Annotated in this window: 24 protein-coding genes and 1 pseudogene; 18 read left to right on the forward strand and 7 right to left on the reverse strand. The window is 63.0% G+C overall.

The genetic code is table 11. The annotated features are described in order from the left end of the window. Positions 1 to 23 precede the first annotated feature (23 nt). The 3 genes from leuD to BLU37_RS23520 all read right to left on the reverse strand — a co-directional run bounded on the left by leuD (position 24) and on the right by BLU37_RS23520 (position 2,481). Complete coding sequence (leuD, locus tag BLU37_RS23510; RefSeq protein ID WP_090209440.1) at positions 24 to 638, reverse strand: 3-isopropylmalate dehydratase small subunit; 615 nt, start codon at positions 636 to 638, stop codon at positions 24 to 26. Continuing rightward, complete coding sequence (gene leuC, locus BLU37_RS23515; RefSeq protein WP_090209443.1) at positions 635 to 2,056, reverse strand: 3-isopropylmalate dehydratase large subunit; 1,422 nt, start codon at positions 2,054 to 2,056, stop codon at positions 635 to 637. Before leuC ends, leuD begins: the two co-directional genes overlap by 4 nt. Positions 2,057 to 2,253: 197 nt before the next feature. Continuing rightward, positions 2,254 to 2,481, reverse strand: coding sequence for a hypothetical protein (locus BLU37_RS23520; protein ID WP_090209445.1), 228 nt, complete (start codon positions 2,479 to 2,481; stop codon positions 2,254 to 2,256). Between the two features lie 242 nt (positions 2,482 to 2,723). On the opposite strand from BLU37_RS23520, the pseudogene BLU37_RS23525 reads away from it, so the two are divergent. After that, positions 2,724 to 3,275, forward strand: a pseudogene (locus tag BLU37_RS23525) (hypothetical protein); the annotation flags it as partial. Positions 3,276 to 3,342: 67 nt separating this feature from the next. Here BLU37_RS23525 and BLU37_RS23530 read toward each other — a convergent pair. Beyond that, positions 3,343 to 4,539, reverse strand: a complete 1,197-nt coding sequence (locus BLU37_RS23530) for a lysozyme inhibitor LprI family protein (protein ID WP_090209448.1) — start codon at positions 4,537 to 4,539, stop codon at positions 3,343 to 3,345. Positions 4,540 to 4,676: 137 nt separating this feature from the next. Between BLU37_RS23530 and BLU37_RS23535 the strand changes: the two genes are divergently transcribed. The 4 genes from BLU37_RS23535 to BLU37_RS23550 all read left to right on the forward strand — a co-directional run bounded on the left by BLU37_RS23535 (position 4,677) and on the right by BLU37_RS23550 (position 11,057). Continuing rightward, positions 4,677 to 5,525: an urea carboxylase-associated family protein gene (locus BLU37_RS23535; protein ID WP_010450951.1), complete on the forward strand. Its 849-nt coding sequence runs from the start codon at positions 4,677 to 4,679 to the stop codon at positions 5,523 to 5,525. Between the two features lie 362 nt (positions 5,526 to 5,887). Next, the gene (locus tag BLU37_RS23540) at positions 5,888 to 6,187 is read left to right on the forward strand and encodes a hypothetical protein (RefSeq protein ID WP_232000379.1); all 300 of its coding nucleotides are present in this window, start codon (positions 5,888 to 5,890) and stop codon (positions 6,185 to 6,187) included. A gap of 286 nt (positions 6,188 to 6,473) precedes the next feature. Then, on the forward strand, positions 6,474 to 9,200 hold the full coding sequence (gene mgtA / locus BLU37_RS23545; protein ID WP_090209455.1) for a magnesium-translocating P-type ATPase: 2,727 nt from the start codon (positions 6,474 to 6,476) through the stop codon (positions 9,198 to 9,200). Between the two features lie 153 nt (positions 9,201 to 9,353). Further along, positions 9,354 to 11,057, forward strand: a complete 1,704-nt coding sequence (locus BLU37_RS23550; protein ID WP_090209458.1) for a Na/Pi cotransporter family protein — start codon at positions 9,354 to 9,356, stop codon at positions 11,055 to 11,057. Positions 11,058 to 11,108: 51 nt separating this feature from the next. Here the strand turns inward: BLU37_RS23550 and BLU37_RS23555 are convergent, their stop codons facing one another. Further along, the gene (locus BLU37_RS23555; RefSeq protein WP_010450958.1) at positions 11,109 to 11,408 is read right to left on the reverse strand and encodes a putative quinol monooxygenase; all 300 of its coding nucleotides are present in this window, start codon (positions 11,406 to 11,408) and stop codon (positions 11,109 to 11,111) included. Between the two features lie 268 nt (positions 11,409 to 11,676). On the opposite strand from BLU37_RS23555, the gene BLU37_RS23560 reads away from it, so the two are divergent. Further along, positions 11,677 to 12,327 (forward strand): HAD-IA family hydrolase, encoded by a 651-nt coding sequence (locus BLU37_RS23560; protein ID WP_090209460.1) that lies wholly within the window; start codon positions 11,677 to 11,679, stop codon positions 12,325 to 12,327. Between the two features lie 13 nt (positions 12,328 to 12,340). Here BLU37_RS23560 and BLU37_RS23565 read toward each other — a convergent pair whose 3' ends face one another. Beyond that, positions 12,341 to 13,597 carry a 3-phosphoshikimate 1-carboxyvinyltransferase gene (locus BLU37_RS23565; protein WP_090209463.1) on the reverse strand — a complete coding sequence of 419 codons (1,257 nt, stop codon included), beginning with the start codon at positions 13,595 to 13,597 and terminating at the stop codon, positions 12,341 to 12,343. A 207-nt stretch (positions 13,598 to 13,804) separates the two neighbouring features. Here BLU37_RS23565 and BLU37_RS23570 point away from each other — a divergent pair, with 207 nt between their 5' ends. The 8 genes from BLU37_RS23570 (at position 13,805) to BLU37_RS23605 (ending at position 19,561) form a co-directional block, all read left to right on the forward strand. Beyond that, positions 13,805 to 14,083, forward strand: a complete 279-nt coding sequence (locus BLU37_RS23570) for a hypothetical protein (protein WP_010450965.1) — start codon at positions 13,805 to 13,807, stop codon at positions 14,081 to 14,083. A 207-nt stretch (positions 14,084 to 14,290) separates the two neighbouring features. Beyond that, positions 14,291 to 14,881: an amino acid synthesis family protein gene (locus tag BLU37_RS23575; protein WP_010450967.1), complete on the forward strand. Its 591-nt coding sequence runs from the start codon at positions 14,291 to 14,293 to the stop codon at positions 14,879 to 14,881. Between the two features lie 26 nt (positions 14,882 to 14,907). Further along, positions 14,908 to 15,738 (forward strand): alpha/beta fold hydrolase, encoded by an 831-nt coding sequence (locus BLU37_RS23580; RefSeq protein ID WP_010450969.1) that lies wholly within the window; start codon positions 14,908 to 14,910, stop codon positions 15,736 to 15,738. After that, on the forward strand, positions 15,735 to 17,213 hold the full coding sequence (locus tag BLU37_RS23585) for an aldehyde dehydrogenase (RefSeq protein WP_090209466.1): 1,479 nt from the start codon (positions 15,735 to 15,737) through the stop codon (positions 17,211 to 17,213). Before BLU37_RS23580 ends, BLU37_RS23585 begins: the two co-directional genes overlap by 4 nt. A 12-nt stretch (positions 17,214 to 17,225) precedes the next feature. Then, on the forward strand, positions 17,226 to 17,711 hold the full coding sequence (locus BLU37_RS23590; RefSeq protein WP_090209470.1) for a flavin reductase family protein: 486 nt from the start codon (positions 17,226 to 17,228) through the stop codon (positions 17,709 to 17,711). Between the two features lie 56 nt (positions 17,712 to 17,767). Next, on the forward strand, positions 17,768 to 18,163 hold the full coding sequence (locus tag BLU37_RS23595; protein WP_090209472.1) for a carboxymuconolactone decarboxylase family protein: 396 nt from the start codon (positions 17,768 to 17,770) through the stop codon (positions 18,161 to 18,163). Positions 18,164 to 18,243: 80 nt separating this feature from the next. Next, a complete protein-coding gene (locus BLU37_RS23600; RefSeq protein ID WP_090209475.1) occupies positions 18,244 to 18,996 on the forward strand; it encodes a GntR family transcriptional regulator in 753 nt (250 codons plus the stop codon). A gap of 1 nt (position 18,997) precedes the next feature. Next, the gene (locus tag BLU37_RS23605) at positions 18,998 to 19,561 is read left to right on the forward strand and encodes an NUDIX hydrolase (protein ID WP_090209478.1); all 564 of its coding nucleotides are present in this window, start codon (positions 18,998 to 19,000) and stop codon (positions 19,559 to 19,561) included. A 142-nt stretch (positions 19,562 to 19,703) separates the two neighbouring features. Here BLU37_RS23605 and BLU37_RS23610 read toward each other — a convergent pair whose 3' ends face one another. After that, positions 19,704 to 19,997, reverse strand: coding sequence for a DUF1330 domain-containing protein (locus tag BLU37_RS23610; protein WP_010450980.1), 294 nt, complete (start codon positions 19,995 to 19,997; stop codon positions 19,704 to 19,706). A gap of 73 nt (positions 19,998 to 20,070) precedes the next feature. On the opposite strand from BLU37_RS23610, the gene ribBA reads away from it, so the two are divergent. The 4 genes from ribBA to BLU37_RS23630 all read left to right on the forward strand — a co-directional run bounded on the left by ribBA (position 20,071) and on the right by BLU37_RS23630 (position 24,195). Next, positions 20,071 to 21,180 (forward strand): bifunctional 3,4-dihydroxy-2-butanone-4-phosphate synthase/GTP cyclohydrolase II, encoded by a 1,110-nt coding sequence (ribBA, locus tag BLU37_RS23615; RefSeq protein WP_019363213.1) that lies wholly within the window; start codon positions 20,071 to 20,073, stop codon positions 21,178 to 21,180. 235 nt (positions 21,181 to 21,415) lie between these two features. Then, positions 21,416 to 22,438, forward strand: coding sequence for an ABC transporter substrate-binding protein (locus tag BLU37_RS23620; RefSeq protein WP_090209481.1), 1,023 nt, complete (start codon positions 21,416 to 21,418; stop codon positions 22,436 to 22,438). Beyond that, positions 22,435 to 23,379, forward strand: a complete 945-nt coding sequence (locus tag BLU37_RS23625; RefSeq protein ID WP_010450989.1) for an ABC transporter permease — start codon at positions 22,435 to 22,437, stop codon at positions 23,377 to 23,379. Before BLU37_RS23620 ends, BLU37_RS23625 begins: the two co-directional genes overlap by 4 nt. A 6-nt stretch (positions 23,380 to 23,385) precedes the next feature. Continuing rightward, a complete protein-coding gene (locus BLU37_RS23630) occupies positions 23,386 to 24,195 on the forward strand; it encodes an ABC transporter permease (RefSeq protein ID WP_010450990.1) in 810 nt (269 codons plus the stop codon). Positions 24,196 to 24,198: the final 3 nt, after the last annotated feature.

The following is a 24,198-nucleotide window of genomic DNA, read 5'->3' on the forward strand; positions in this document are numbered from 1 at the left end:
CCACAGGGGTGAGGGGTTGCCTGTCAGCTCAGCCAGGGGTTGGCCTGCAGATGCGTCCGTTCAAATGCCTTGATCTGCTCACGACGCTGCAAGGTGCTGCCAATGGCATCCAGTCCGAGCAGCAAGGCCGACTTGCGCAAGGCATCGATCTGGAACTCGATCACACTGCCGTCCTGCAAACGAATCTGCTGGGCCTCCAGGTCGATCGAGATCTCGGCACCCTGCGCCTGGCTCACCCCCTGCCCCAACCGCTGCACCGTCGCCTCGTCGAGGGTAATCAGCAACACACCATTACGCTGGCAGTTGTCGTAGAAGATCCCGGCGAAACTGCTGCCAATCAGGGCCCGAATACCCACCTGCTTCAAGCCCCACACCGCGTGCTCACGACTGGAACCGCAACCGAAGTTCGGCCCGACCACCATGAAACTCGCCCCCTGCCAGGCCGGCTGGTTCAACACGAACTCGGGATTGGGCTCGCCCGACGGCAGAAAGCGCAGGTCGAAGAACAACCCGCGGTCCAGGCCACTGCGGTCGATCCCCTTGAGAAACTGCTTGGGCATGATCACATCGGTATCGATGTTGGCAGCCAGCATCGGCGCGGCCTTGCCGGTGACCTGGGAAAACGGTTGCAGGCTCATGGACGTTGCTCCAGGGAACGGATATCGGTCAGGCGCCCGGCAATCGCCGCGGCCGCCACCATCGCCGGGCTCATCAGGTGCGTACGGGCACCGGCGCCCTGGCGACCCTCGAAATTGCGGTTGGTACTGGAAGCACAGCGGTCGCCCGCCGCCAGCACGTCGTCGTTCATCGCCAGGCACATCGAACAGCCGGACTGGCGCCATTCGAAACCGGCGTCGATGAACACCGCCGCCAACCCTTCGGCCTCGGCCTGGTCACGGACCTGAGTGGAACCCGGCACAATCATCGCCCGCACGTTCTTCGCCACCTGCTGACCGCGAACAACCCGGGCAGCGTCACGCAGGTCCTCGATCCGGGCATTGGTGCAGGAGCCGATGAAGGCGTGGCTGATGACGATCTCATTCAAGGGCATACCGGCTTCCAGGCCCATGTAGCTCAGGGCCCGGCGCATGTCCTGGCGCAGGATCGGATCGTCGAGGCTGTCCGGGTCCGGCACCCGCGCACCGATGGGCGCCGCCTGGTCCGGGCTGGTGCCCCAGGTGACCATCGGTTCCAGGGTGGTGGCATCGAGATGTACTTCCCGGTCGAACCGTGCCCCCTCATCGCTCCTGAGTTCGCGCCAACGGGCTACGGCCTGGTCCCACTGCTCGCCCCTGGGTGCCCGCGGCTTGTCCTTGAGGTAGGCGAAGACCTTTTCATCCGGGGCCATGAAGGCGCCCCGCGCACCGGCCTCCACCGCCATGTTGCAGATGGTCATGCGTGCCTCGACACTCAGAGCATCGATGGTCGAACCGCAGAATTCGATGGCATAGCCGGTCGCACCGGAGGCGCCGATCTCGCCGATCAGCGCCATGATCACGTCCTTGGACGTCAGCCCCGCCGGCAAGTCGCCATCGACGGTCACGCGCAGGGTTTTCAGGCGCTTGTAGACCAACGTCTGGGACGCCAGCAGGTGTTCGATCTCTGAAGTGCCGATACCGAAACCGAAGGCCCCGAGAGCACCATAAGTGGTGGTGTGGCTGTCACCGGCGGCCACCACCATGCCCGGCAGGATGAAACCCTGCTCGGGGGCAACCACGTGTTCGATGCCCTGGCGCTTGTCGAGCACATCGAACAGCTCGATACCGAAATCGGCGCAATTCTCGGCCAGGTAAGAGACCTGCCGGGCACCACCGGCGTCCGGCATGGCGGCAATACGCTTGGGTGCGGTGGGATTCACATGGTCGACCACGGCCAGGGCCGTTTCCGGGCGCCAGACGCTGCGTCCGGCTTCGCGCAGGCCGCTGAAGGCTTGCGGGCTGGTGTATTCGTTGATGACCTGGCGGTCGATGTACAGCAGGACATGGCCCTGATCGTCGAGGCGGCACACCGTGTGGGAATCGATGTGCTTGTCGTAAAGGGTTCTTGTTGGAGTCATGGTGGCGCTCGCAGGAATGAAAGTACGCGAGGCTGTCGGGTCACCTTCAAGGGCCGACAGGCTTCACGTCCATCATAGGGAGCCTGGGAGGTGCATCAATGGTGCGGGGGTGATGGCGAGGAACATGGATCGTGTTCGATCGACTGCGATCAACGCAACCAGGCCAGTCGGAACCGCCAGGAGCAAAGCCAGAAGCGTTATCGCTGGCTTGTCTGCGCATTACTCAACAGCAGATCCATGTAGCTTTCCGGCTCCGAGAACAGCGCTTTTTCACTGTGCAGCGAGACGTTGCCACGCAGGTTCCGAGCCTGGGGCTCGTAGCCGCCCCACTGTTCGAGCGTTCCGGGTTGCTCGGCACACCCCGTCAATACCACACCCACACACACTGCCGCGCCAAACCGCAGCGAACCGAACACACTACCCATTACGCCTTGAACTCCTTGCTGTTCAATCAGGAGAGCATTGCTCCGCGCTCCCCGATCCAGCCTGTACGATCCATTGATACAATTGATATCAAATTAATGGCCGTCATCATAAAGTGACAGCTTTTGGGCGTCAAGAAACCGCCCCACCACCGTAACGATAGGGTCACAAAAACCTTGTAGGTGATGCTCAACGGCTCGTGACTCAAGGACATGAGCCGTGATGGACAGCTCTGCGAACATTCCCTAGGATCGCCAGGATCAACCAGGACCTGGCACGCCTGGCGATCCCGCCCGAGGGCCAGAAGGATTTCTACCGGGAGCGGCGCACGGCGCTGGGCCAGAATGGCGGCACCGCCACCAGTGAAATCACGGTCGAACCGGTTTATTGGTCGTCCCAGTGGGTCACCGTCAGGTTCTACCGCTGGACCGCCGGGTACGGCAGCAATGGCATCAGTTGGGGCCTGCATACCTGGAATCTGCAGACCGGAGAAAGTACCGACCCCTGGTCCTGGCTCGGCGGACATTACCAGCGCTACACCCCCGACTCCGGCCATATCAGGTTGCCCGTCCCGTTCAGCACCTGGCTGGCGAACCAGACCACCGTCGACGAAGGCTGCCCGGTCATCACCGATTACTCCGACTTCGACCTGACATTCGACACCCAGGGCATGAAGCTTTCGACGCCGGCCACCGGCGACGGTTGCGACAACGAACTGAGTTTCACCTGGGAGCAATTGCAGCCCGTGTTGAGTGGCCAGGGCAAGGCAGCGCTGCCGAGCCTGCAAATACCCTGAGGCGACAAACCACCTCGAATCTGCCCCAGGGAGGTTCGAGGCGGTTTGAGAACAGAGCTGCGGAGGGTCAGTCCTCGCGGTTTTCGCCGATGAAGTCCAGACGATCGCTCAGCCACTGGCGAACGATCTCCCGAGCCGCCTGCTGGGCCTCGTTGGCCGACAGGCCGCGCTCGCGCTGCAGCCAGGCGCTGGTAGCCTGCCGCGCGGGTTCGACAGCCGCCAAGGCCTGTTGCCGTTCCTGCTTGGGCCAGGACGTGTCGTCCGTCCAGTCACGGATGACCTGCTCGGGATCTTCGCTCTGCTCCTGCGCAATCTTGAGAAAGTCGCGCGGAGAAACGGTCGCCCGCAATGCCATCAACTGCCAACCGGCATAACTGGCAAAACGAATGGTGCCACTGTTCCCGCTGGCGGCCTCCACCACCTGATTGAAGCTGCGATCCAGTTGCTTCCACGCCTCTTGCTCGAACAGATTGCCCTGGGGCTCGCAGATCGGCGACCCCGTGTCGCGGGTGGAACCATACAGCGGGCCGAAGGTGGCGTAGGCATCGTCACCCTGGCGCGAAAAGATGAAGCAGTGCACATAGGCACGCTCAGCCACATAGGGCTGATATTCCGATCGCTCGATCAGCATGCGCAGCAGCGTCAGGTCGACCCGGTCACGACTGACCGATGCGTCCTTCTCCATGTCATTGAAGATCGACAGCGAGAAGCTGTCATCCGCCAACGCCTTTATGGCCTGCTGCCGATACTCTTGCGCTTCCTTTTGTGTCACACCGCTGGCCGGCTCGAAACGATGCAGATAAACCAGCCAGGCAGCCGCCAAGCCACTCTTCGGATACCCCCTGAGCCCTTCGGCGGCCTCGGCCGGGTGATAGGGAATACTGGCGATGAGCGCATCCAGCGCTGCGGTATCGGGTTGGACCCGCTTGCCGACCTCCACCACCCGCTGACTCAATAAGGGTTGCAGGCAACCGGCCAGCTTGGCCGGGTCGGCCGCGCAGGCATTGCGCGACTGCAGCCAGGTCCGCTGTTCCTTGCGCAGTTCATCACGCGGCTCAGGCGCCAGCTTGGTCAGCGCTTGGCTATAGTAGGCACCGAGGGCACTGTCCAGTCCGCTCAATTCAGGGCTGGCACAAATGGCCTTCTCCACCGCCGAGGAAGCTTTCTGACAATCGAAAGAAGCGGCTACTGCGGGCTTACCAGCCGCCAACAGCAGTGCGCAGAACAAAAATGTCGAGCGGCGCAATTGTACGTAGCGGTCCATGATGCCCCTTGAGTGAATACCGTTCAAAACCCGATTGTGCCAAGAGTGCCGATTGCACGTCTATCGGCCTGGGCCTGGCACGACTATTGATTGAATTGAGCCTAGTGTGTTGAACAATAATCAGTGGAGCGCTCCCCATGTACAAGGATTATCCCGCCGCCTACCAGGTCAGCAAAGGCTCGGCGCTGCAGGTCGACAAGCCGTTCTACGACCGCGTCCGTGAACGCCAGGACGCCCGTACCCTGATCGAATCCTTCGAGGTGCCGATCCGCACCGGCCGCGCCTGGAAGGTTCCGGCCGGCCATGTGTTCCGTGTCACCGCACCGGTCGGTCCGCAGGTCGGCGACTTCAATATCTGGAACGCCCACGATCCGCGCGAACGCCTGTGGGCAGCCCGCACCCGGCAATTGCAGGGTGCCCACGTAAGCACCTACGACCGGCTCTGGTCGAACCTGCCGTTCCTGCGGCCGCTGGTGACCATCACCGATGACAGCCTGGCCGACTATGGCATCGACGAACACGGCGGGCGTCTGCACGACCTGCTCGGCACTCGTTGCGACCCCTACGTCAACAAGATGCTCACCGGCGAGGACTTTCACCATCACTGCCACTCCAACCTGACCCGCGCGGTGCTGCCCCACGGCCTGACTGAATTCGATGTGCACGATGTGTTGAACATTTTCCAGTGCACGGGCCTGAACCACGACGACCTGTACTTCATGAAGGCCTGCCCGGCGCAGAAAGGCGACTACCTGGAGTTCTTTGCCGAAATCGACGTGCTTTGCGCGCTGTCGACCTGCCCGGGGGGTGACCTGTCGCTACCGATGTGGGGGCCGGATGCGCAAGATCCGCTGTCCGTATGCCGGCCGCTGGGGGTCGAGATCTACCAGCTCGAAGACAGCGTGCTCGAAGGTTGGAAACAGCCACAACGCGCCAGCTACAACGGACTGCATGGATTGGCGATCGGCAAGGCCGATTGGGAGTGAAATGAAAGCAGGGCCGGTCGTGACAGACAGGCCCTGCCCTCATAAGTAACCAGAAAAAAATCCCATCCACTGCAACTTCAGCAAATATTCAGCTTAATAGAATAAAACAAACTATTTTTAATTGACTTGATACACCTCGCTGAGTAAATTCCCCGTGCCTGCAACACAGGCCTTTTTTCAACTCACTCAAGAGCCCCATGGACACAGTACCCAGACGCAGTCCGATTACCGCAAACGCGGCTTATCGGGCAATCAACCCAGAAAATGACGGGACTCGACGCACAGTCGGGTGAGCTGCGCCAGGGCCTAGTGCTCCAACGTAACTCGCCTCTGCCGGCGCCAGTCCGGTCGCGAGGTGTGTTATGACTTTCAAATCCTCTGTAATGCCAGGCGTTCGCGCCTTCGCTTCCAGCATGCGCGTCAAGCTGTCCCGCGAACCCACCCGCGCGGCGCGGCCCAGCGTGCTGTTCGCCGTGCCCTCCGCCAGCACCCAGGCGTTGCCGCGGGCGACCATCAGCTGGCGTATCTGCCCGAGCACCGGCCGGCTGCAACAACGCTGGGACCTTGCTGACCTCCAGGAACCACCGAGTAGCTGGCTCGCGGCGCGGCCACAACACGCCCGTGAACCGTTGGCGCAGCAGGCCGAGGCTCACGCCGCCTGATTATCCGGCGCAAACAAAGACAACTTTAAAACCTGCACTGTCAGAAACTTCAAGTGCACGGGATTTGTTTGCCCGTTAATTAATACATATAGAGAAAGTTATTATGGACGAAGCCAGTAGTCGGTTCGCTGCCTGTCATTTTTCCGTGGACGGGCAGCGAACGTTAAATATTCCCCAACACCCATATTCGAATCGATCGCAACCTCGCGACTCGGCAGGTATTCGCTCGCCCCTCATTCGGTGAGCCCAGACATGCCTGGTCGCGAACACGTGACAGGGGCATCCCATGAGCAACGTAAAAACTCCACCACGCCACAACACACACCAAAGCACACACCACAGCAAGGACAACGCCCGGCTGTCGATGCGTGCCGCCCGCGAATCGCAACAGGACCTGACCAGCACCCTGGCAAACGTCAAGGCCAGCCGCGACGGGCTCACCGACCTGGACGCCGAAGGCCGCCTGCAACGCGAAGGCTTCAACGAGGTCGCCCACGACAAACCACCACGCGCACTGGTCCAATTTTTCCAGGCGCTGAACAACCCGTTCATCTATGTGCTGCTGATCCTCGCCGGCATCAGCTTCTTCACCGACTTCTGGCTGGCCGAACGCGCAGGCGAAGAAGGCGACCTGACCAAGGTCATCATTATCATGACCATGGTCGCCCTCAGCAGCAGCCTGCGCTTCTGGCAGGAATACCGCTCGGCCAAGTCCGCCGAAACGCTCAAGGCCATGGTCCGCACCACCGCCACCGTGCTGCGCCGCGAACAGCTGGGCAGCCAACCGACGCTGCGCGAAATACCGATGCGTGAACTGGTGGCCGGCGACATCGTGCAGCTGTCGGCCGGCGACATGATCCCGGCCGATATCCGCCTGATCGAGTCCCGCGACCTGTTCATCAGCCAGGCCGTGCTGACTGGCGAAGCGCTGCCGGTGGAAAAGTACGACACCTTGGGCGATGTCGCGCAAAAATCGGCGGCAAGCGCCACGACCGATCCGAACAACCTGCTGGACCTGCAGAACATCTGCTTCATGGGCACCAACGTGGTCAGCGGTACCGCCAAGGCCGTGGTGGTCGCCACCGGTCCGCGCACCTACTTCGGCTCGCTGGCCAAGGCCATCGTCGGCTCGCGGGTGCAGACCGCCTTCGACCGTGGGGTGAACAGCGTCAGTTGGCTGCTGATCCGCTTCATGCTGGTGATGGTGCCGGTGGTGTTCCTGCTCAACGGCTTTTCCAAGGGTGATTGGGGCGATGCCCTGCTCTTCGCATTGGCCGTGGCCGTCGGCCTGACCCCGGAAATGCTGCCGATGATCGTCAGCGCCAACCTGGCCAAGGGCGCAGTCGCCATGGCCCGGCGCAAGGTCGTGGTCAAACGCCTCAACGCCATTCAGAACTTCGGCTCGATGGACGTGCTGTGCACCGACAAGACCGGCACCCTGACCCAGGACCGGATCATCCTCGAGCACCATGTCGACAGCGCCGGCCAGCGCAACGATGCAGTGCTGGGCCTGGCCTGGCTGAACAGCCACCACCAGAGCGGCATGAAGAACCTGATGGACCAGGCGGTGTTGCGCTTCTCCGAGCAGGATCCGAAATTCCAGAAGCCGTTCGCCTACAGCAAGGTCGATGAATTGCCGTTCGACTTCGTTCGGCGGCGCCTGTCGATCATCGTCAAGGACGCTCAGGGCGATCACCTGCTGGTGTGCAAGGGCGCGGTCGAGGAAATGCTCGCCATCTCCAGCCAGGTGATGGAAGGCGATGCCGTGGTGGCTCTCGACGAGCAACGCCGCCAGGAACTGCTGGCCCTGGCCAATGACTACAACCGGGACGGTTTCCGCGTGCTGCTGGTCGCTACCCGGGATATCACCCGGGGCGAGGCCAAGGCGCAGTACCAGACCGCCGATGAGCGTGAGCTGGTGATCCGTGGGTTCCTGACCTTCCTCGACCCACCGAAGGAGACCGCCGGCCCGGCGCTTGCCGCACTGCGCGAGATCGGCGTGACGGTGAAGGTGTTGACCGGCGACAACGCGGTGGTGACCTGCAAGATCTGTCGTGAGGTCGGCCTGGAGCCCGGCCTGCCGCTGCTCGGCCAGGACATCGAGCACATGGACGAGGCCACCCTCAAACTGCGGGTCGAGGAACGCACGGTGTTCGCCAAACTGACCCCACTGCAGAAGTCTCGGGTGCTCAAAGCGTTGCAATCGAACGGGCACACCGTGGGCTTTCTCGGCGACGGCATCAATGACGCCCCGGCGCTGCGCGATGCGGATGTCGGCATCTCGGTGGACAGCGGCACCGACATCGCCAAGGAATCGGCCGACATCATCCTCCTGGAAAAGAGCCTGATGGTGCTCGAGGAAGGCGTGCTCAAGGGCCGCGAAACCTTCGGCAACATCATGAAGTACCTGAACATGACCGCCAGCTCCAACTTCGGCAACGTGTTCTCGGTGCTGGTGGCCAGTGCGTTCATTCCGTTCCTGCCGATGCTGTCGATCCATCTGCTGTTGCAGAACCTGATCTACGACATCTCCCAACTGGCCCTGCCGTGGGACAAGATGGACAAGGAGTTCCTGAGCAAACCACGCAAGTGGGATGCGAAGAACATCGGTCGCTTCATGCTGTGGATCGGGCCGACCTCGTCGATCTTCGACATCACCACCTTTGCGCTGATGTGGTACGTGTTCGCCGCCAACAGCGTGGAAATGCAGGCGCTGTTCCAGTCCGGCTGGTTCGTCGAGGGGCTGCTGTCGCAAACGCTGGTGGTGCACATGCTGCGCACCCAGAAAGTGCCGTTCTTCCAGAGCACTGCCGCGCTGCCGATCATCATCATGACCGGGCTGGCGGTGGCGATCGGTGTCTACCTGCCGTTCTCGCAGTTGGGCACCCTGGTCGGTCTGGTGCCGTTGCCCATGAGCTACTTCCCATGGCTGGTGGGCACCCTGCTCGCCTACTGCGTACTGGCCCAAGGCATGAAGACGTTCTACATCCGCCGCTTCAAGCAGTGGTTCTGACAAGTTACTGAGCACGCCACCGCTTCTGTAGCGGCCGGCGTGCTGGCGATTGCAAGCCGTCCGTCAACAGGCCCTCTGACTGACGCACCGCTATCGCCAGCACATCGGCCCCTACCAGCCTGAAAGCAACACACCAGCACTGGGAGAACCCTCATGTCTGGAACCACTCTGTTGATCAAACTCGCCGGCACCATCGCCCTGCTGCTGTGGGGCACCCATATGGTCTCCACCGCCCTGCTGCGGGGCTTCGGCACCCAACTGCGCAACGGCCTTGGACGCAACCTGGACAAGCACTGGAAAGCGCTGTTCTCGGGCATCGGCCTGACCGCCATCCTGCAGAGCAGCACGGCGGTCAGCCTGATGGCGACGTCCTTCACCGCTGCCGGCACCCTGAGCCTGGCCCCTGCGCTGGCGGTGATGCTCGGCGCCAACATCGGCTCGACGCTGGTCGTGCAACTGCTCAGTTTCAATACCTCACTGGCCATCCCCATCGTCCTGCTGGTCGGTTTTGTGGTGTTCCGCCTGCGCGACGATTCACGCTACGAAAGCATCGGCTGCGCCCTGATCGGCCTGGGACTTATGTTGCTGGCCCTGAGCCTGCTGGGCGGCGTACTCGCCCAGATGGAAAACACGGCGGTCTTTCATGCGGTGATGCAAGGCTTGCAGGGCGATATCCTGATATCGCTGCTGGTGGCCGCGCTGCTGACCTGGATCTGCCACTCCAGCGTCGCGGTGATCATGCTGATCGCCTCGCTGGCCAGCACCGGCGTGATGTCGCCGGTGACGGTCCTGGCCCTGGTGCTGGGGGCGAACATCGGCGGTACGCTGCCGCCGCTGATGAGCGCCAGCACGGCGGTAGCCCGCCGCCTGCCGCTGGGCAACCTTGCCGTGCGGCTGTTCGGTGCGCTGCTGGTGCTGCCGTTCGCTTCCTGGCTGGGCAACGCATTGGCGACCTCGGGTATCGCCCCGGACCGTCAGGTGGTGTACCTGCACAGCGCCTTCAACCTGTTGCTGGGCCTGGGTTTTCTAGGGCTGGTGGAGCACATGGCCGCCCTGCTGACCCGGCTGTTGCCGGCGCCCGAGCCGGCCGCCGATCCCGGCATGCCGCAGTACCTCGACGAGGCCGGGCTGGCAGTGGCCAATATCGGCCTGTCCAACGCCGTCCGCGAAGCCCTGCGCCTGGCCGACATGCTGTCGCTGATGTTCAGCCAGGTGCTCAAGCGGTTCGAGACGCCCACCCAGGTGACACCCGAACAGATCAGCCAATTGGACCAGTCGCTGGACCTGCTCAGTGCGGCCATCCGCGCCTATCTTGCGGATATCGGCCACGATGGTCTGTGCGACGAGGATGCCGATCGGGCCCAGGAGATCCTCATGTTCGTGATCAACCTGGAACACGCCGGCGACATTCTATCCAGCAGCCTCACGCAACTGGCCGTACGCCGGCAACGGCGCGGTGAAACCTTCTCGGCGTTCGAGTTGGGCCATATCCACCGACTGCACGACGAACAGCTGGAAAGCCTGAGCCTGGCGGTCACCGTGTTCCTGCGCGAAGACCTCTCCAGCGCTCATCGGCTGGTCATGCGCAAGGACTCGATCCGTCGGTTGGAAGCCAACGCCAGCCGTGAGCACTTCCACAAGCTCAGCGTCGACAAGAGCGCCTGGGCGGAATCCGGCGACATCTTCCAGCGGGTGCTGCGCGACTACCGCAGGGTCCATCACCACATTGCCGCATTGGCCTACCCGGTGCTGGAGCGGGCCGGCGAACATACCCCGGGCCTGGAGGAGTCGCGGGCCGCGCCTGACCTTGCGCGGGTCCTGTCGAGTGACAAGGAGGACTATCCCTGCGCGTCCTGACCGGCGCCGGAAGCTTCACCCATGGAGGCGTCGCGTCGCCTGCGCCATTAATTACTGTCCGGGCACTTCATCCAGCAGCAGGACCTGCTTGTCCTGCACCAGGTCGACGGCCGCAGCCCCCATCTCCCGATAGTGTTGGGTTTCACGATGATGCTCGATCGCCGCCATGTCGATCCAGCGTTCGACGAAGACGAAACGCCCGGTATTTTCCCGGTCGACATGCAGGGTGTATTCCCGGCAACCGGCTTCGGCGCGCGAGGGCACCACGGCGGCCTTCAAGACGGCCTCCAGCTCGGCCTCCTTGCCCGGCTTGGCTTGAAGAATGGCAACGACACGAATGGCATGGTTCATGGGTTTTCACCTGATGGGGAACGGGTGCACAAAGGCATAAGGACACCGATCATGAGCCCTATACCGCCAGCCATCAAGGGTGAAAGCTCTGAGCCGCCACTCCTTGACAGGTTCCGGGCAAAGGCGTGTCGAACAGGCAGCTTCGACGGCCGGCAGTGCTCAGACAGATGCTCATACCGGTACGGTCGCCGGAGTGCCGCCCGCAGCAAGCCGGCGGCGACCACAGCTGGCCGTGCTAGCATGGGCTTTTACCCGGAGGGAATACGGCATGTTTGAAGGTCAGCGCTTCGCGGCGTTTCTGTTCGATATGGACGGCACGCTGCTCAACTCCATCGCCGCCGCCGAGCGTGTCTGGAGCCATTGGGCGCGCCGGCATGGCCTGGATGTAGCGGCCTTTCTGCAGACCATCCATGGCGTGCGCTGCATCGACACCATTCGCCGGCAGAACCTGCCTGGCATCGACGCGGAGCGCGAGGCAGCGGCCATTTCCCAGGCCGAGATCGAGGATGTCGAAGGGGTGGTCGCCATCGACGGCGCACTGGAGTTTCTTGCCGCCCTGCCCGCCAACCGTTGGGCCGTGGTGACCTCGGCGCCACGGGCCCTGGCGCAAAGCCGCATGGCCGCCGCCGGCATTGCCCTGCCGGAGCTGGTGATCACCGCCGAAGACGTCAGCCGCGGCAAACCGGCACCGGACGGTTATCTGCTGGCCGCCCGGCGACTGGGGGTCGATCCGTCACAATGTCTGATTTTCGAAGATGCACCGGCGGGGATTGGTGCAGCGCAAGCGGCTGGCATCCCGGTGATAGTGATCACCGACACCCACAGCCATCCGCTGGAGACACCGCACCCGACGCTGGCGAACTACCGCCGGGTCACGGTCGACAGCAACGAGCAGGGCCTGGCGCTGGTCCAGGCCTGATCAGCCGACGGCGTTACGAAGCGTACTGCACACCCAGCGAAGCCAGGGCCTTCCAGTAATCCGGATAGGTCTTGGCCACGCAATCCGGATCCTGGATGCGGATACCGGAAACCTTCAGCCCCGCCAGGGCAAAACACATGGCGATGCGATGGTCGGAGTGGGTATCGATCAGCGCGTTGCAGCTCGTACCAGCCAATGCCGGATCCGACGCGACCAGCAGATCGTCACCCTCGACTGCGGCCAGCCCGGCGCGGATTTCGTTCAGGCCGTCATGCAGTGCCTGGACCCGATCGCATTCCTTGACCCGCAGGTTCGCCAGTTCGACGAAACGCACCGGCGTGCGGTTGAACGCTGCCAATACCGCCAGGGTCGGGATCGCGTCCTGCATCTGCGAACCATTGATCACCGCCGGCATGTGGGGGAACTGCTGGATCACGTCCAGCGCCTTGGCATCCGGCTGGGTGAAATCCTCACCGGCCACGCCCAGGTCGATACGTCCTGCGGTCAACACCTCGGCAGCCCACAGGTAAGTGGCCGCCGAAGCGTCCGGCTCGACCTGGTAGTCGCAGGCCCTGTAACCGGTGGCCGCGACCCGCCAGGTGGTCTCATCGACTGCCTCGACCTGGGCCCCGAAGGCGCGCATGCACGCCAGCGTCAGGTCGACATAGCCACGGGCACCGATGTCCTTGCCGGTCAGCGCCACTTCCACCGGTTCTTCACCACAGGCCGCCAGCATCAACAGCGCCGAGACATACTGGCTCGACAGGCCGCCGTCGATCTCGAAGCGCCGCGCCTGCACGCGACCCTGGCCACGCACGGTCACCGGCGGGCAGCCGGTGGCGCTCTCGACATCCAGACCGGCACGACGCAGCGCATCGAGCAACGGGCCAATCGGGCGCTTTTGCATGTAGTGGTCGCCATCGAGCACTACGGTGCCGTTGACGGTGCTCACCGCCGCCGTCAGAAAGCGTACCGCAGTGCCGGCATTACCGAGGAACAACGGTTGTTCAGGCACCTGCAACTGGCCGCTGCCAGTGACCACGAAGGTGGTGTCATCGGGTTCGCTGATGGTCACGCCCATCTGCCGCAGGGCGTTGGACATGTGCCGGGTATCATCGCTTTTCAGCGCGCCGGACAGGCGGCTGGTGCCCTTGGCCAGGGCGGCGAGCAACAGGGCCCGGTTGGTGATCGACTTCGAACCGGGTGGCGTCACCTTGCCGTCCAGGGACGCATTCGGCGGGATCACGGTGAGGGTTTGCTGCACAGCCATTGATCAACTCTCCAGGCTCGAAAGGTACGCGCACAGACTCGTGCGCCTCGACAGTCCACCATGATGCCATTAATCCACTCGGTGGATCATCCGTTTCTGTCCCGCAGCGCACGTGCCAGACCAGCGATTGCCTGGCAGACGGACCTTGCACTTCATCGACAAGAACGGACAATAGCGGCCAACTCTTTTCTCGATAACGACCCTGCCATGACCGAACCCCGCCGACGAAACCTCCTGCCTCTGCCCTGCCTGCTCCTGCTGGCCAGCGGCTTTTCGATCATCGCCGGCTGCTCCGGGCACCAGACGCCGGTCAACGGCTACCCCTGTTATGCCAAGGCCTTACCCACCACGGGGGTCGGCGGGCTGGCCTGGGGGCCAAACGTGAAGACCGCCAGCGTGAAGTCCCTGGATAACTGCCGGCGTTATGCTGCCGAGTCTGGCGGTACACCCGGCACCTGCAAGGTGACGGTAGCCAGCTGTCGCTGACCCTCTGCAAAACGCCCCCGCGACAAGGCACGGCTTGCCGCCAACAAGCCGTCTGCCCCCTCCCGACAAGCGCCCAGCCTGCGCGCAATGCCACATTCCGACCTCCGGTCATCCTTGTGCAATACAAACTCATCCAAGGGGCTTGCACAGCCAATATTATGGTATACCATCATACCAACAGACCGACACACAACCGTGGAGCCCCTTATGAGTTTCGAAATCCGCAAGATCGTCAGCTACATCGAGGAAACCTTCATCGAGGGTGGCAAGGCCACCGACAAGCCGGTGACCATGATCGGCCTCGCGGTAGTGATCAAGAATCCATGGTTGGGCCGTGGTTTCGTCGACGACCTGAAACCTGAAATCCGTGCCAACTGCTCCGACCTCGGTGCGCTGATGGTCGAACGCCTGGTCAAGGCCATTGGCGGTGCAGAGAAGATCGAAGCCTACGGCAAGGCTGCTGTGGTCGGCGCCGACGGCGAGATCGAACACGCCTCGGCGGTGATCCACACCCTGCGCTTCGGCAACCACTACCGCGAAGCGGTCAAGGCCAAGAGCTACCTGAGTTTCACCAACAAGCGCGGCGGCCCAGGCACCTCGATCCAGATCCCGATGATGCACAAGGACGACGAAGGCCTGCGTTCGCACTACATCACCCTGGAAATGCAGATCGAAGACGCGCCACGTGCCGACGAAATCGTCGTGGTGCTGGGTTGCGCCGACGGCGGCCGCCTGCACCCACGCATCGGCAACCGCTATATCGATCTGGAAGAACTGGCCGCCGAGAAAGCCCAGTAATCAAATAAGAAAGGCAGGAGCGCCCCATGATTCGGCACACCGCTGAACGCACCCCGGCCGGCACCAGTTACCTGGCGACCGGCGAAGGCCAACCCGTGGTCCTGATCCACGGGGTCGGGCTGAACAAAGAAATGTGGGGCGGCCAGATCGTTGGCCTCGCGCCGCACTACCGGGTTATTGCCTACGACATGCTCGGCCACGGTGCCAGTCCCCGTCCGGACCCCGACTGTGGGCTGCTCGGGTATGCCGATCAGTTGTGCGAACTGCTCGACCATCTGCAATTGCCCACGGCCAGTGTCATCGGCTTCTCCATGGGCGGCCTGGTCGCCAGAGCCTTCGCCCTGCACTACCCACAACGGCTGCAAAGCCTGGTGGTGCTCAACAGTGTGTTCAATCGCAGCGCCGAACAGCGCGAAGGAGTCATCGCCCGCACCAGCCAGGCCGCCGAACACGGCCCGGATGCCAATGCCGAGGCGGCCCTGTCGCGCTGGTTCAGCCGCGAATACCAGGCCGCCAACCCGGCGCAGATCGCCGCGATCCGCCAGGTACTGGCCAGCAATGACCCGCAGGGCTACCTGACCACCTACAAGCTGTTCGCCACTCAAGACATGTACCGCGCCGACGACCTGAATACCCTTCAGGTGCCGACGCTGATCGCCACCGGCGAGCTGGACCCGGGCTCGACGCCGCTGATGGCCCGGCAACTGGCCGAGCGGATTCCCGGCGCGCAGGTTGCCGTGCTCGCCGAGCAACGGCATATGATGCCGGTGGAATCGCCACGCCTGGTCAACCAGGTACTCCTGGACTTCCTTGCAGCCGCCTACGTCCAGCAAACCATAAAGGGGATCGTTGCATGACACTCGCACGCTTTCAGATGTGCATCGGCGGCGAATGGGTCGATGCGCTGTCCGGCAAGACCTTCGACAGCCTCAACCCGGCCCTGGCCGAGGCCTGGGCACAATTGCCCGATGCCGACGAAGCCGATGTCGAGCGCGCGGTCCAGGCCGCCCAGACAGCGTTCGACAACCCGGCCTGGCGTGGCCTGACCGCCACCGCACGGGGCAAGCTGCTGCGCCGCCTGGGCGATCTGATCGCCGAAAACAAGGAACAACTGGCGCAACTGGAAAGCCGTGACAACGGCAAGCTGATCCGCGAAACCCGCGGCCAGGTCAGCTACCTGCCGGAATTTTTCCACTATACTGCCGGCCTGGCCGACAAGCTCGAAGGCGGCACCCTGCCGTTGGACAAGCCGGACCTGTTCGCCTACACCGTGCACGAGCCGATTGGCGTGGTCGCCGCGATCATTCCGTGGAACAGCCCGTTGTACCTGACCGCGATCAAGCTGGCCCCAGCCCTGGCAGCCGGCAACACCATCGTGATCAAACCGTCCGAACATGCTTCGGCGACCATTCTCGAACTGGCTCGCCTGGCCCTCGAAGCCGGGATTCCGCCCGGCGTGGTCAACGTCGTCACCGGCTATGGTCCGAGCACCGGCGCCGCCCTCACCCGTCACCCGCTGGTGCGCAAGATCGCCTTCACCGGCGGCGCTGCCACCGCGCGCCACGTGGTGCGCAGCAGTGCCGAGAACTTCGCCAAACTGTCGCTGGAACTGGGTGGCAAGTCACCGAACATCATCTTCGCCGACGCCGACCTCGACAGTGCGATCAACGGCGCGGTCGCCGGCATCTATGCCGCCTCCGGGCAGAGCTGTGTCTCCGGTTCGCGCCTGCTGGTCCAGGACGAGATCTACGACGAATTCGTCGAACGCCTGGTCGCCCGTGCCCAACGCATCCGCATCGGCAACCCGCAGGATGAAACCAGCGAGATGGGCCCGATGGCCACCGCTCAGCAACTGGCAGTGGTCGAAGGCCTGGTCGCCGACGCCCTGGCCGAAGGCGCGCGCCTGCGCACCGGCGGCAAACGCGCGAACATCAGCAACGGCTGGTTCTACGAACCGACCCTGTTCGAGTGCGACAGCAACTCGATGAAGATCATGCAGGAAGAAGTCTTCGGTCCGGTCGCCTCGGTGATCCGTTTCAAGGACGAAGCCGAAGCGCTGGCCATCGCCAACGACTCGCAGTTCGGCCTCGCCGCCGGCATCTGGACCCGCGACCTGGGCCGCGCCCACCGCCTGGCTCGGGACGTGCGCTCGGGGATCATCTGGGTCAACACCTACCGCGCGGTGTCGGCGATGGCGCCGATCGGTGGTTTCAAGAACAGCGGCTACGGCCGTGAAAGCGGTATCGATTCGGTACTGGCCTACACCGAGTTGAAAACGGTCTGGATCAACCTCTCGCAGGCCCCGATGCCCGACCCCTTCGTGATGCGCTAGGAGACAGATAAAATGATCGAACCCGGTATCTACAAAGAAGTCATGGGCTCCTTCCCTTCCGGCGTCACGGTGGTCACCACCCTCGATGCCGAGGGCGGTATCGTCGGCATCACCGCCAGCGCCTTCAGCGCGTTGTCGATCGACCCGGCCCTGGTGCTGTTCTGCCCCAACTATGCCTCGGACACCTACCCGATCCTGCGCGACAGCAAACGGTTCGCCATACACCTGCTGTCCGCCGAGCAGACTGCCGAAGCCTACGCTTTCGCTGGCAAGGGCAAGGACAAGGCCAAGGGCATCGACTGGCACCTGAGCGAGCTGGGCAATCCGCTGCTGGCCAAGGCCACGGCGATCATCGAGTGCGAGCTGTGGCGCGAGTACGACGGTGGCGACCACGCGATCATCGTCGGCGCGGTGAAGAACCTGGTGCTGCCGAAAGAGCCCGTGACACCGATGATCTACCATAAGGGCAAACTCGGCGCACTGCCGACCCTGGCGTAACGACTGTTCAGGCCGTGCACCTCCTCTCGCGCACGGCCCTTTTTCGAGGACGCGACATGAGCAACGAGAAGTACCAGCAGGGCCTGCAGATCCGCACCCAGGTGCTGGGCGAGGCCTACGTGCAGAAGTCCATCCAGAATGCCGACGACTTCAACCGCCCCCTGCAGGAGCTGGTCACCGAGTACTGCTGGGGTCATGTCTGGGGCCGCGATGGCTTATCGCTCAAGGAGCGCAGCATGATAAACTTGGCGATGATTTCGGCCCTCAACCGCCCCCACGAACTCAAACTGCATGTCCGTGGTGCCTTGCGTAATGGTCTCAGTCGTGAACAAATACGCGAAATCCTGCTTCAAGTCGGTATTTACTGCGGCGTTCCTGCAGCCGTGGACAGTTTCCGGCTGGCCCGCGAAGCCTTTGCCGAGGCCGACGCCGAAGCAGACTCCTCCAGTTAACCGATGGCTGTACGGTATGGCGTAACAGGCGCAATGCCCCTGTTCCCGTGATCCGGACAGCCCGACTCAGAGCCGCCCCCATGAAACGCCTGCCACTCGACGACAACTTCAAGGTCAATCGCAACCCCGTCACCCTGCGCGAAATCGTGCTGGACAAGCTGCGAAGTGCCATCATGAACTTCCAGCTGCTGCCGGGGGACCGTCTGGTCGAGCGCGATCTGTGTGACCGCCTGGGGGTCAGCCGCACGTCCGTGCGCGAAGCCCTGCGCCACCTGGAGTCCGAGGGACTGGTGGCGTTTGCCGATGCCAAGGGCCCGAGCGTCGCCATCATCACCCTGGCCGATGCCCGCGACCTCTACGAGCTGCGTTGCGCACTGGAAGGCCTGATCGTCCAGCTGTTCACCCTGCGAGCCAAGGCCAAGGACATCAAGGCCCTGGAAAAGGCCCTGGAGGAGAACCGCAAGGCCCTCAAGGACGGTGAACTGCAACAGGTGCTCGATTCGGTACAGGGTTTCTACGATGTCTTGCTCGAAGGTTCGGGCAACCATGTGGCCGCCACCCAACTGCGCCAGTTGCAGGCGCGCATCAGCTACCTGCGCGCCACCTCGGTGTCCCAGGAAAACCGTCGTGGCGCCAGCAACCAGGAAATGGAGCGGATCGTCGAGGCAATCAAGGGCGGCGACCCGCTGGTCGCGCATCAGGCGTCGGTGGACCATGTCCGCGCCGCCGCCAAGGTGGCGATGGAATACCTGCAACGCAAACAGGACGAGTCCGGCCCGGTACCGGAGATCGTTGCGCCTATCGCCGTAAAAGACCCTCGTATAGGTCGCTGACATGCCAGCCCCACGCTTTTGTCCGCAATGCGGTGCCGGTGACCTCGCTCACCAGGTCCCCCCAGGCGATACCCATGAGCGACTGATGTGCCGGGGCTGCGGCTACATCCACTACGTCAACCCGAAGATCATCGCCGGCTGCATCATCGAGCGCGATGGGCGCTACCTGTTGTGCCAACGGGCTATTGCGCCCCGTCCCGGCACCTGGACGCTGCCAGCGGGCTTCATGGAGAGCGGCGAAACCACCGAGCAGGCGGCGCTGCGCGAGGTCTGGGAAGAAAGTGGCGTGCGGGCAGAAATCATCTCGCCGTACTCGATTTTCAGCGTGCCGAAGATCAGCGAGGTGTACATCATCTTCCGCGCCATTGCCCTGGAAATCACCGACCAGTACGGCCCGGAGACCCTGGATTACCGTTTCTTCGCGCCCGAGGAGATTCCCTGGGACAGCATCTACTATCCGGCGATCCGGCAGATTCTCGAACGCTACATCGAGGAGCGCCAGAACGGGGTCTACGGCTTGTATGTCGGCAACGACGACAACGGCAAGGTGCACTTCATCCGCTGAGCCAACCCACGCACCCTGACTGTAAGGCAGCCTCTTGAGCGGACCTCTGTGGGAGCGGGCTTGCCCGCGAACAGGCCCTTGAACTCGCCAAAAGCTTCGCGGGCAAGCCCGCTCCCACAGGATCAGCTAGCGGCATCCGACTTCAGGGCGCCATGCCCTCGACGATGATGATCTCCGCCCGGGCCACACCCGCGCGATGCCCAGCCGCCTCCTGGTACAGCGCCGAGTGATAACAGGCCAGCGCCTGCTCATAGGAGTCGAATTCGATCACCACGCTGCGCTGCGGCGTCTCCCGCCCCTCTACAGCCTGCGAGCGCCCGCCCCGGGCCAGGAAACGTCCACCATACTGAGCAAATGCCGCCGGCGCCCGGCGGGTGTACTCGGTGTATTGCTCAGGGTCGGTGACTTCCACATGAGCGATCCAGTAAGCCTTCATTGTCGACCTCATTGTTTGTTTATTTTGTATTATGGTATACCACAAATCTCGCCACACACGTTGAGATTCGAATATGGCCTTTAACAGCATCGAAGAGATAATCGAAGACTACCGCCAGGGCAAGATGGTGCTGCTGGTGGATGACGAAGACCGCGAAAACGAAGGCGATCTGCTGCTCGCCGCCGACTGTTGCAACGCCCAGGCCATCAGCTTCATGGCCCGCGAGGCCCGCGGGCTGATCTGCCTGACCCTGACCGACGAACACTGTCAGCGCCTGGGCCTGGAACAGATGGTGCCGAGCAACGGCAGTGCCTTCAGCACCGCCTTCACGGTCTCCATCGAGGCCGCCACGGGCGTCACCACCGGCATCTCCGCTGCGGACCGGGCCCGGACCGTAGAGGCGGCAGTCGCCGCCAATGCCTGCGCCGACGACCTGGTGCAACCCGGCCATATCTTCCCCCTGCGTGCCCGCGAAGGCGGCGTGCTGACCCGCGCCGGACACACCGAGGCCGGTTGCGACCTGGCGCGCCTGGCCGGCTTCACCCCCGCCTCGGTGATCGTCGAAGTGATGAACGACGACGGCACCATGGCCCGCCGCCCGGACCTGGAAGTCTTCGCCCACAAACACGGGATCAAGATCGGCACCATCGCCGACCTCATCCACTACCGCCTCAGTACCGAGCATACCGTCGTGCGCATCGGTGAACGCGAACTGCCCACCGTACACGGCACCTTCCGCCTGGTGAGCTACGAGGACCGCATCGAAGGCGGCGTGCACATGGCCATGGTCATGGGCGATATCCGTCGTGAGGAACCGACCCTGGTACGGGTTCATGTCATCGACCCGCTGCGCGACCTGGTCGGCGCCGAGTATCACGGGCCGAGCAACTGGACACTGTGGGCTGCACTGCAACGGGTCGCCGCTGAGGGACGCGGCGTGGTCGTGGTGCTGGCCAACCACGAATCGTCCCAGGCCCTGCTCGAACGCATCCCGCAATTGACCCAGCCACCACGCCAATACAGCCGCTCGCAATCGCGGATCTATTCCGAGGTCGGCACCGGGGCGCAAATCCTGCAAGACCTCGGCATCGGCAAGCTGCGCCACCTCGGCCCGCCACTCAAATATGCCGGCCTGACCGGCTACAACCTGGAAGTGGTCGAAAGCATCCCTTTCACCCAATAGCACCGGGAGAAAAAAGCGTTCTGGTCGGATAGCCGGTAAGGCAAAGTGCTTGCACAAAGTTTGGAATACCATAATATGATATCCCGTAGACCGAATAAACTTGTCCAAGATCCAGCCAGAAACGAGACACGGTACTAGCCTTGACGTGACCGCCTGCAAAGGCACTGAAAGACCAGCTGCTCCCCATAGGCGGGCATCGATAGCCCGCTCAAAACACAACAATGAGGGCGTCATAATGGTGTTGAAAAAAGGTACGACCGCTGTATTGCTAGCCGGCTTGCTGAGCATGAGCCAGGTAGCGATGGCCGCCGAAAGCGTCAACTTCGTCAGTTGGGGCGGTAGCACCCAGGACGCGCAGAAGCAGGCCTGGGCCGATCCGTTCAGCAAGGCCAGCGGCATCACCGTGGTGCAGGACGGCCCTACCGACTATGGCAAGCTCAAGGCCATGGTCGAAAGTGGCAACGTGCAGTGGGACGTGGTCGACGTCGAAGCCGACTTTGCCCTGCGTGCCGCCAGTGAAGGCCTGCTCGAACCGCTCGACTTCAGCGTGATCCAGCGCGACAAGATCGACCCGCGTTTCGTCTCCGATCATGGCGTGGGTTCGTTCTTCTTCTCCTTCGTGCTCGGCTACAACGAAGGCAAGCTCGGCGCCAGCAAGCCGCAGGACTGGAGCGCCCTGTTCGACACCAAGACCTATCCCGGCAAACGTGCCCTCTACAAATGGCCGAGCCCTGGTGTTCTCGAACTGGCCCTGCTGGCCGACGGCGTACCAGCCGACAAGCTCTATCCGCTGGACCTGGACCGCGCCTTCAAGAAACTCGACACCATCAAGAAAGACATCGTCTGGTGGGGCGGCGGTGCCCAGTCCCAGCAACTGCTGGCCTCGGGTGAAGCCAGTCTCGGCCAGTTCTGGAATGGTCGCATCTATGCCCTGCAGCAGGACGGCGCCCCCGTCGGCGTGAGCTGGAAACAGAACCTGGTCATGGCCGATATCCTGGTCGTACCCAAAGGCTCGAAGAACAAGGCCGCCGCCATGAAGTTCCTGGCCAACGCCAGCAGCGCCAAGGGTCAGGCCGACTTCTCCAACCTGACCGCCTACGCGCCGGTCAACGTCGACAGCGTATCGCGCCTGGACTCGGTGCTCGCGCCCAACCTGCCGACCGCCTACGTCAAGGACCAGATCACCCTTGATTTCGCCTACTGGGCCAAGAACGGTCCAGCCATCGCGACACGGTGGAACGAATGGCTGGTCAAATGAAAATGGCCGCCAGCGCGGTCCATTCCTCCCCACCGACCGGAGGCGCCACTGGCGCCGCCGGCTCGGCCTGCGGCAAGGCGGCTGTCATGAAACACACACCTTCGCTGGCCCGGCGCTGGAAAGGTGCCGGCAACCTGGCACCCGCCCTGCTGTTCCTGGGCCTGTTCTTTCTGGCTCCGCTGATCGGCCTGCTGCTGCGCGGCGTGCTGGAGCCCACGCCAGGGCTTGAGAACTACCAGCAACTGTTCGCCAACTCGGCGTATGCCCGGGTCCTGCTCAACACCTTCTCGGTGGCCGGGCTGGTCACTTTGTTCAGCCTGCTGCTGGGCTTCCCGCTGGCCTGGGCGATCACCCTGGTACCTCGCGGCTGGGGCCGCTGGTTGCTGAGTATCGTACTGCTGTCGATGTGGACCAGCCTGCTGGCGCGGACCTACTCCTGGCTGGTGCTGCTGCAAGCCTCCGGCGTGATCAACAAACTGCTGATGGGCCTGGGGATCATCGACCAACCGCTGGAAATGGTGCACAACCTGACCGGCGTGGTGATCGGCATGAGCTACATCATGATTCCATTCATCGTCCTGCCGTTGCAGGCGACCATGCAGGCCATCGACCCGATGATCCTGCAAGCCGGCTCCATCTGCGGTGCCAGCCCCTGGACCAACTTCTTCCGGGTCTTCCTGCCACTGTGCCGCCCGGGGCTGTTTTCCGGTGCGCTGATGGTCTTCGTGATGTCCCTCGGTTACTACGTGACGCCAGCCCTGCTGGGCGGCGCGCAGAACATGATGCTGCCGGAGTTCATCATTCAACAGGTGCAATCGTTCCTCAACTGGGGCCTGGCCAGCGCCGGCGCCGCCCTGCTGATCCTGATTACCCTGGTGCTGTTCTACTTCTACCTGAAGCTCCAACCGGAATCCCCGGTCGGCGCGAGCAACGCGAGGTAAGCCGTCATGCTCCTGACCCCGAACGCCATGAGCCGGCGCATGCGCCTGGGCCTCTACCTCACCACTGGACTGATCGCCCTGTTCCTGCTGCTGCCGATCGTGTTCATCGTCCTGCTGTCGTTCGGCTCCTCCCAGTGGCTGGTGTTTCCGCCGCCGGGCTGGACGCTGAAATGGTACGGCCAGTTCTTCTCCAACCCGGACTGGATGAATGCCGCCCTGGCCAGCCTCAAGGTCGCGGTACTGACCACGGTCTTCGCCGTGGCGCTGGGACTGCCAACCGCCTTCGCCCTGGTACGTGGACGCTTCCCCGGCCGGGAAATGCTCTACGGGCTGTTCACCCTGCCGATGATCGTGCCCCTGGTGATCATCGCGGTGGCGGTCTATGCACTGTTTCTCAAACTCGGCTATACCGGCACGATGTTCGCTTTCGTGGTCAGCCACGTGATCGTCGCCCTGCCCTTCACCATCATCTCGATCATCAACTCGCTGAAACTGTTCGACCAGTCGATCGAGGATGCTGCGGTGATCTGTGGCGCCTCGCGCCTGCAGGCAGTGTTCAAGGTGACCTTCCCGGCGATTCGCCCCGGCATGGTCGCCGGTGCACTGTTTGCCTTCCTGGTGTCGTGGGACGAAGTGGTGCTGAGCGTGATGATGGCCAGCCCGACCCTGCAGACCCTGCCCGTGAAAATGTGGACCACCCTGCGCCAGGACCTGACCCCGGTGATCGCCGTCGCTTCGACGCTGCTGATCGGCCTGTCGATATTGGTGATGGTGATCGCCGCCGCGCTGCGTCGGCGCAATGAACTCAGCGCCTGAGCG

This window comes from Pseudomonas asplenii (assembly GCF_900105475.1).
Classification (GTDB): domain Bacteria; phylum Pseudomonadota; class Gammaproteobacteria; order Pseudomonadales; family Pseudomonadaceae; genus Aquipseudomonas; species Aquipseudomonas asplenii.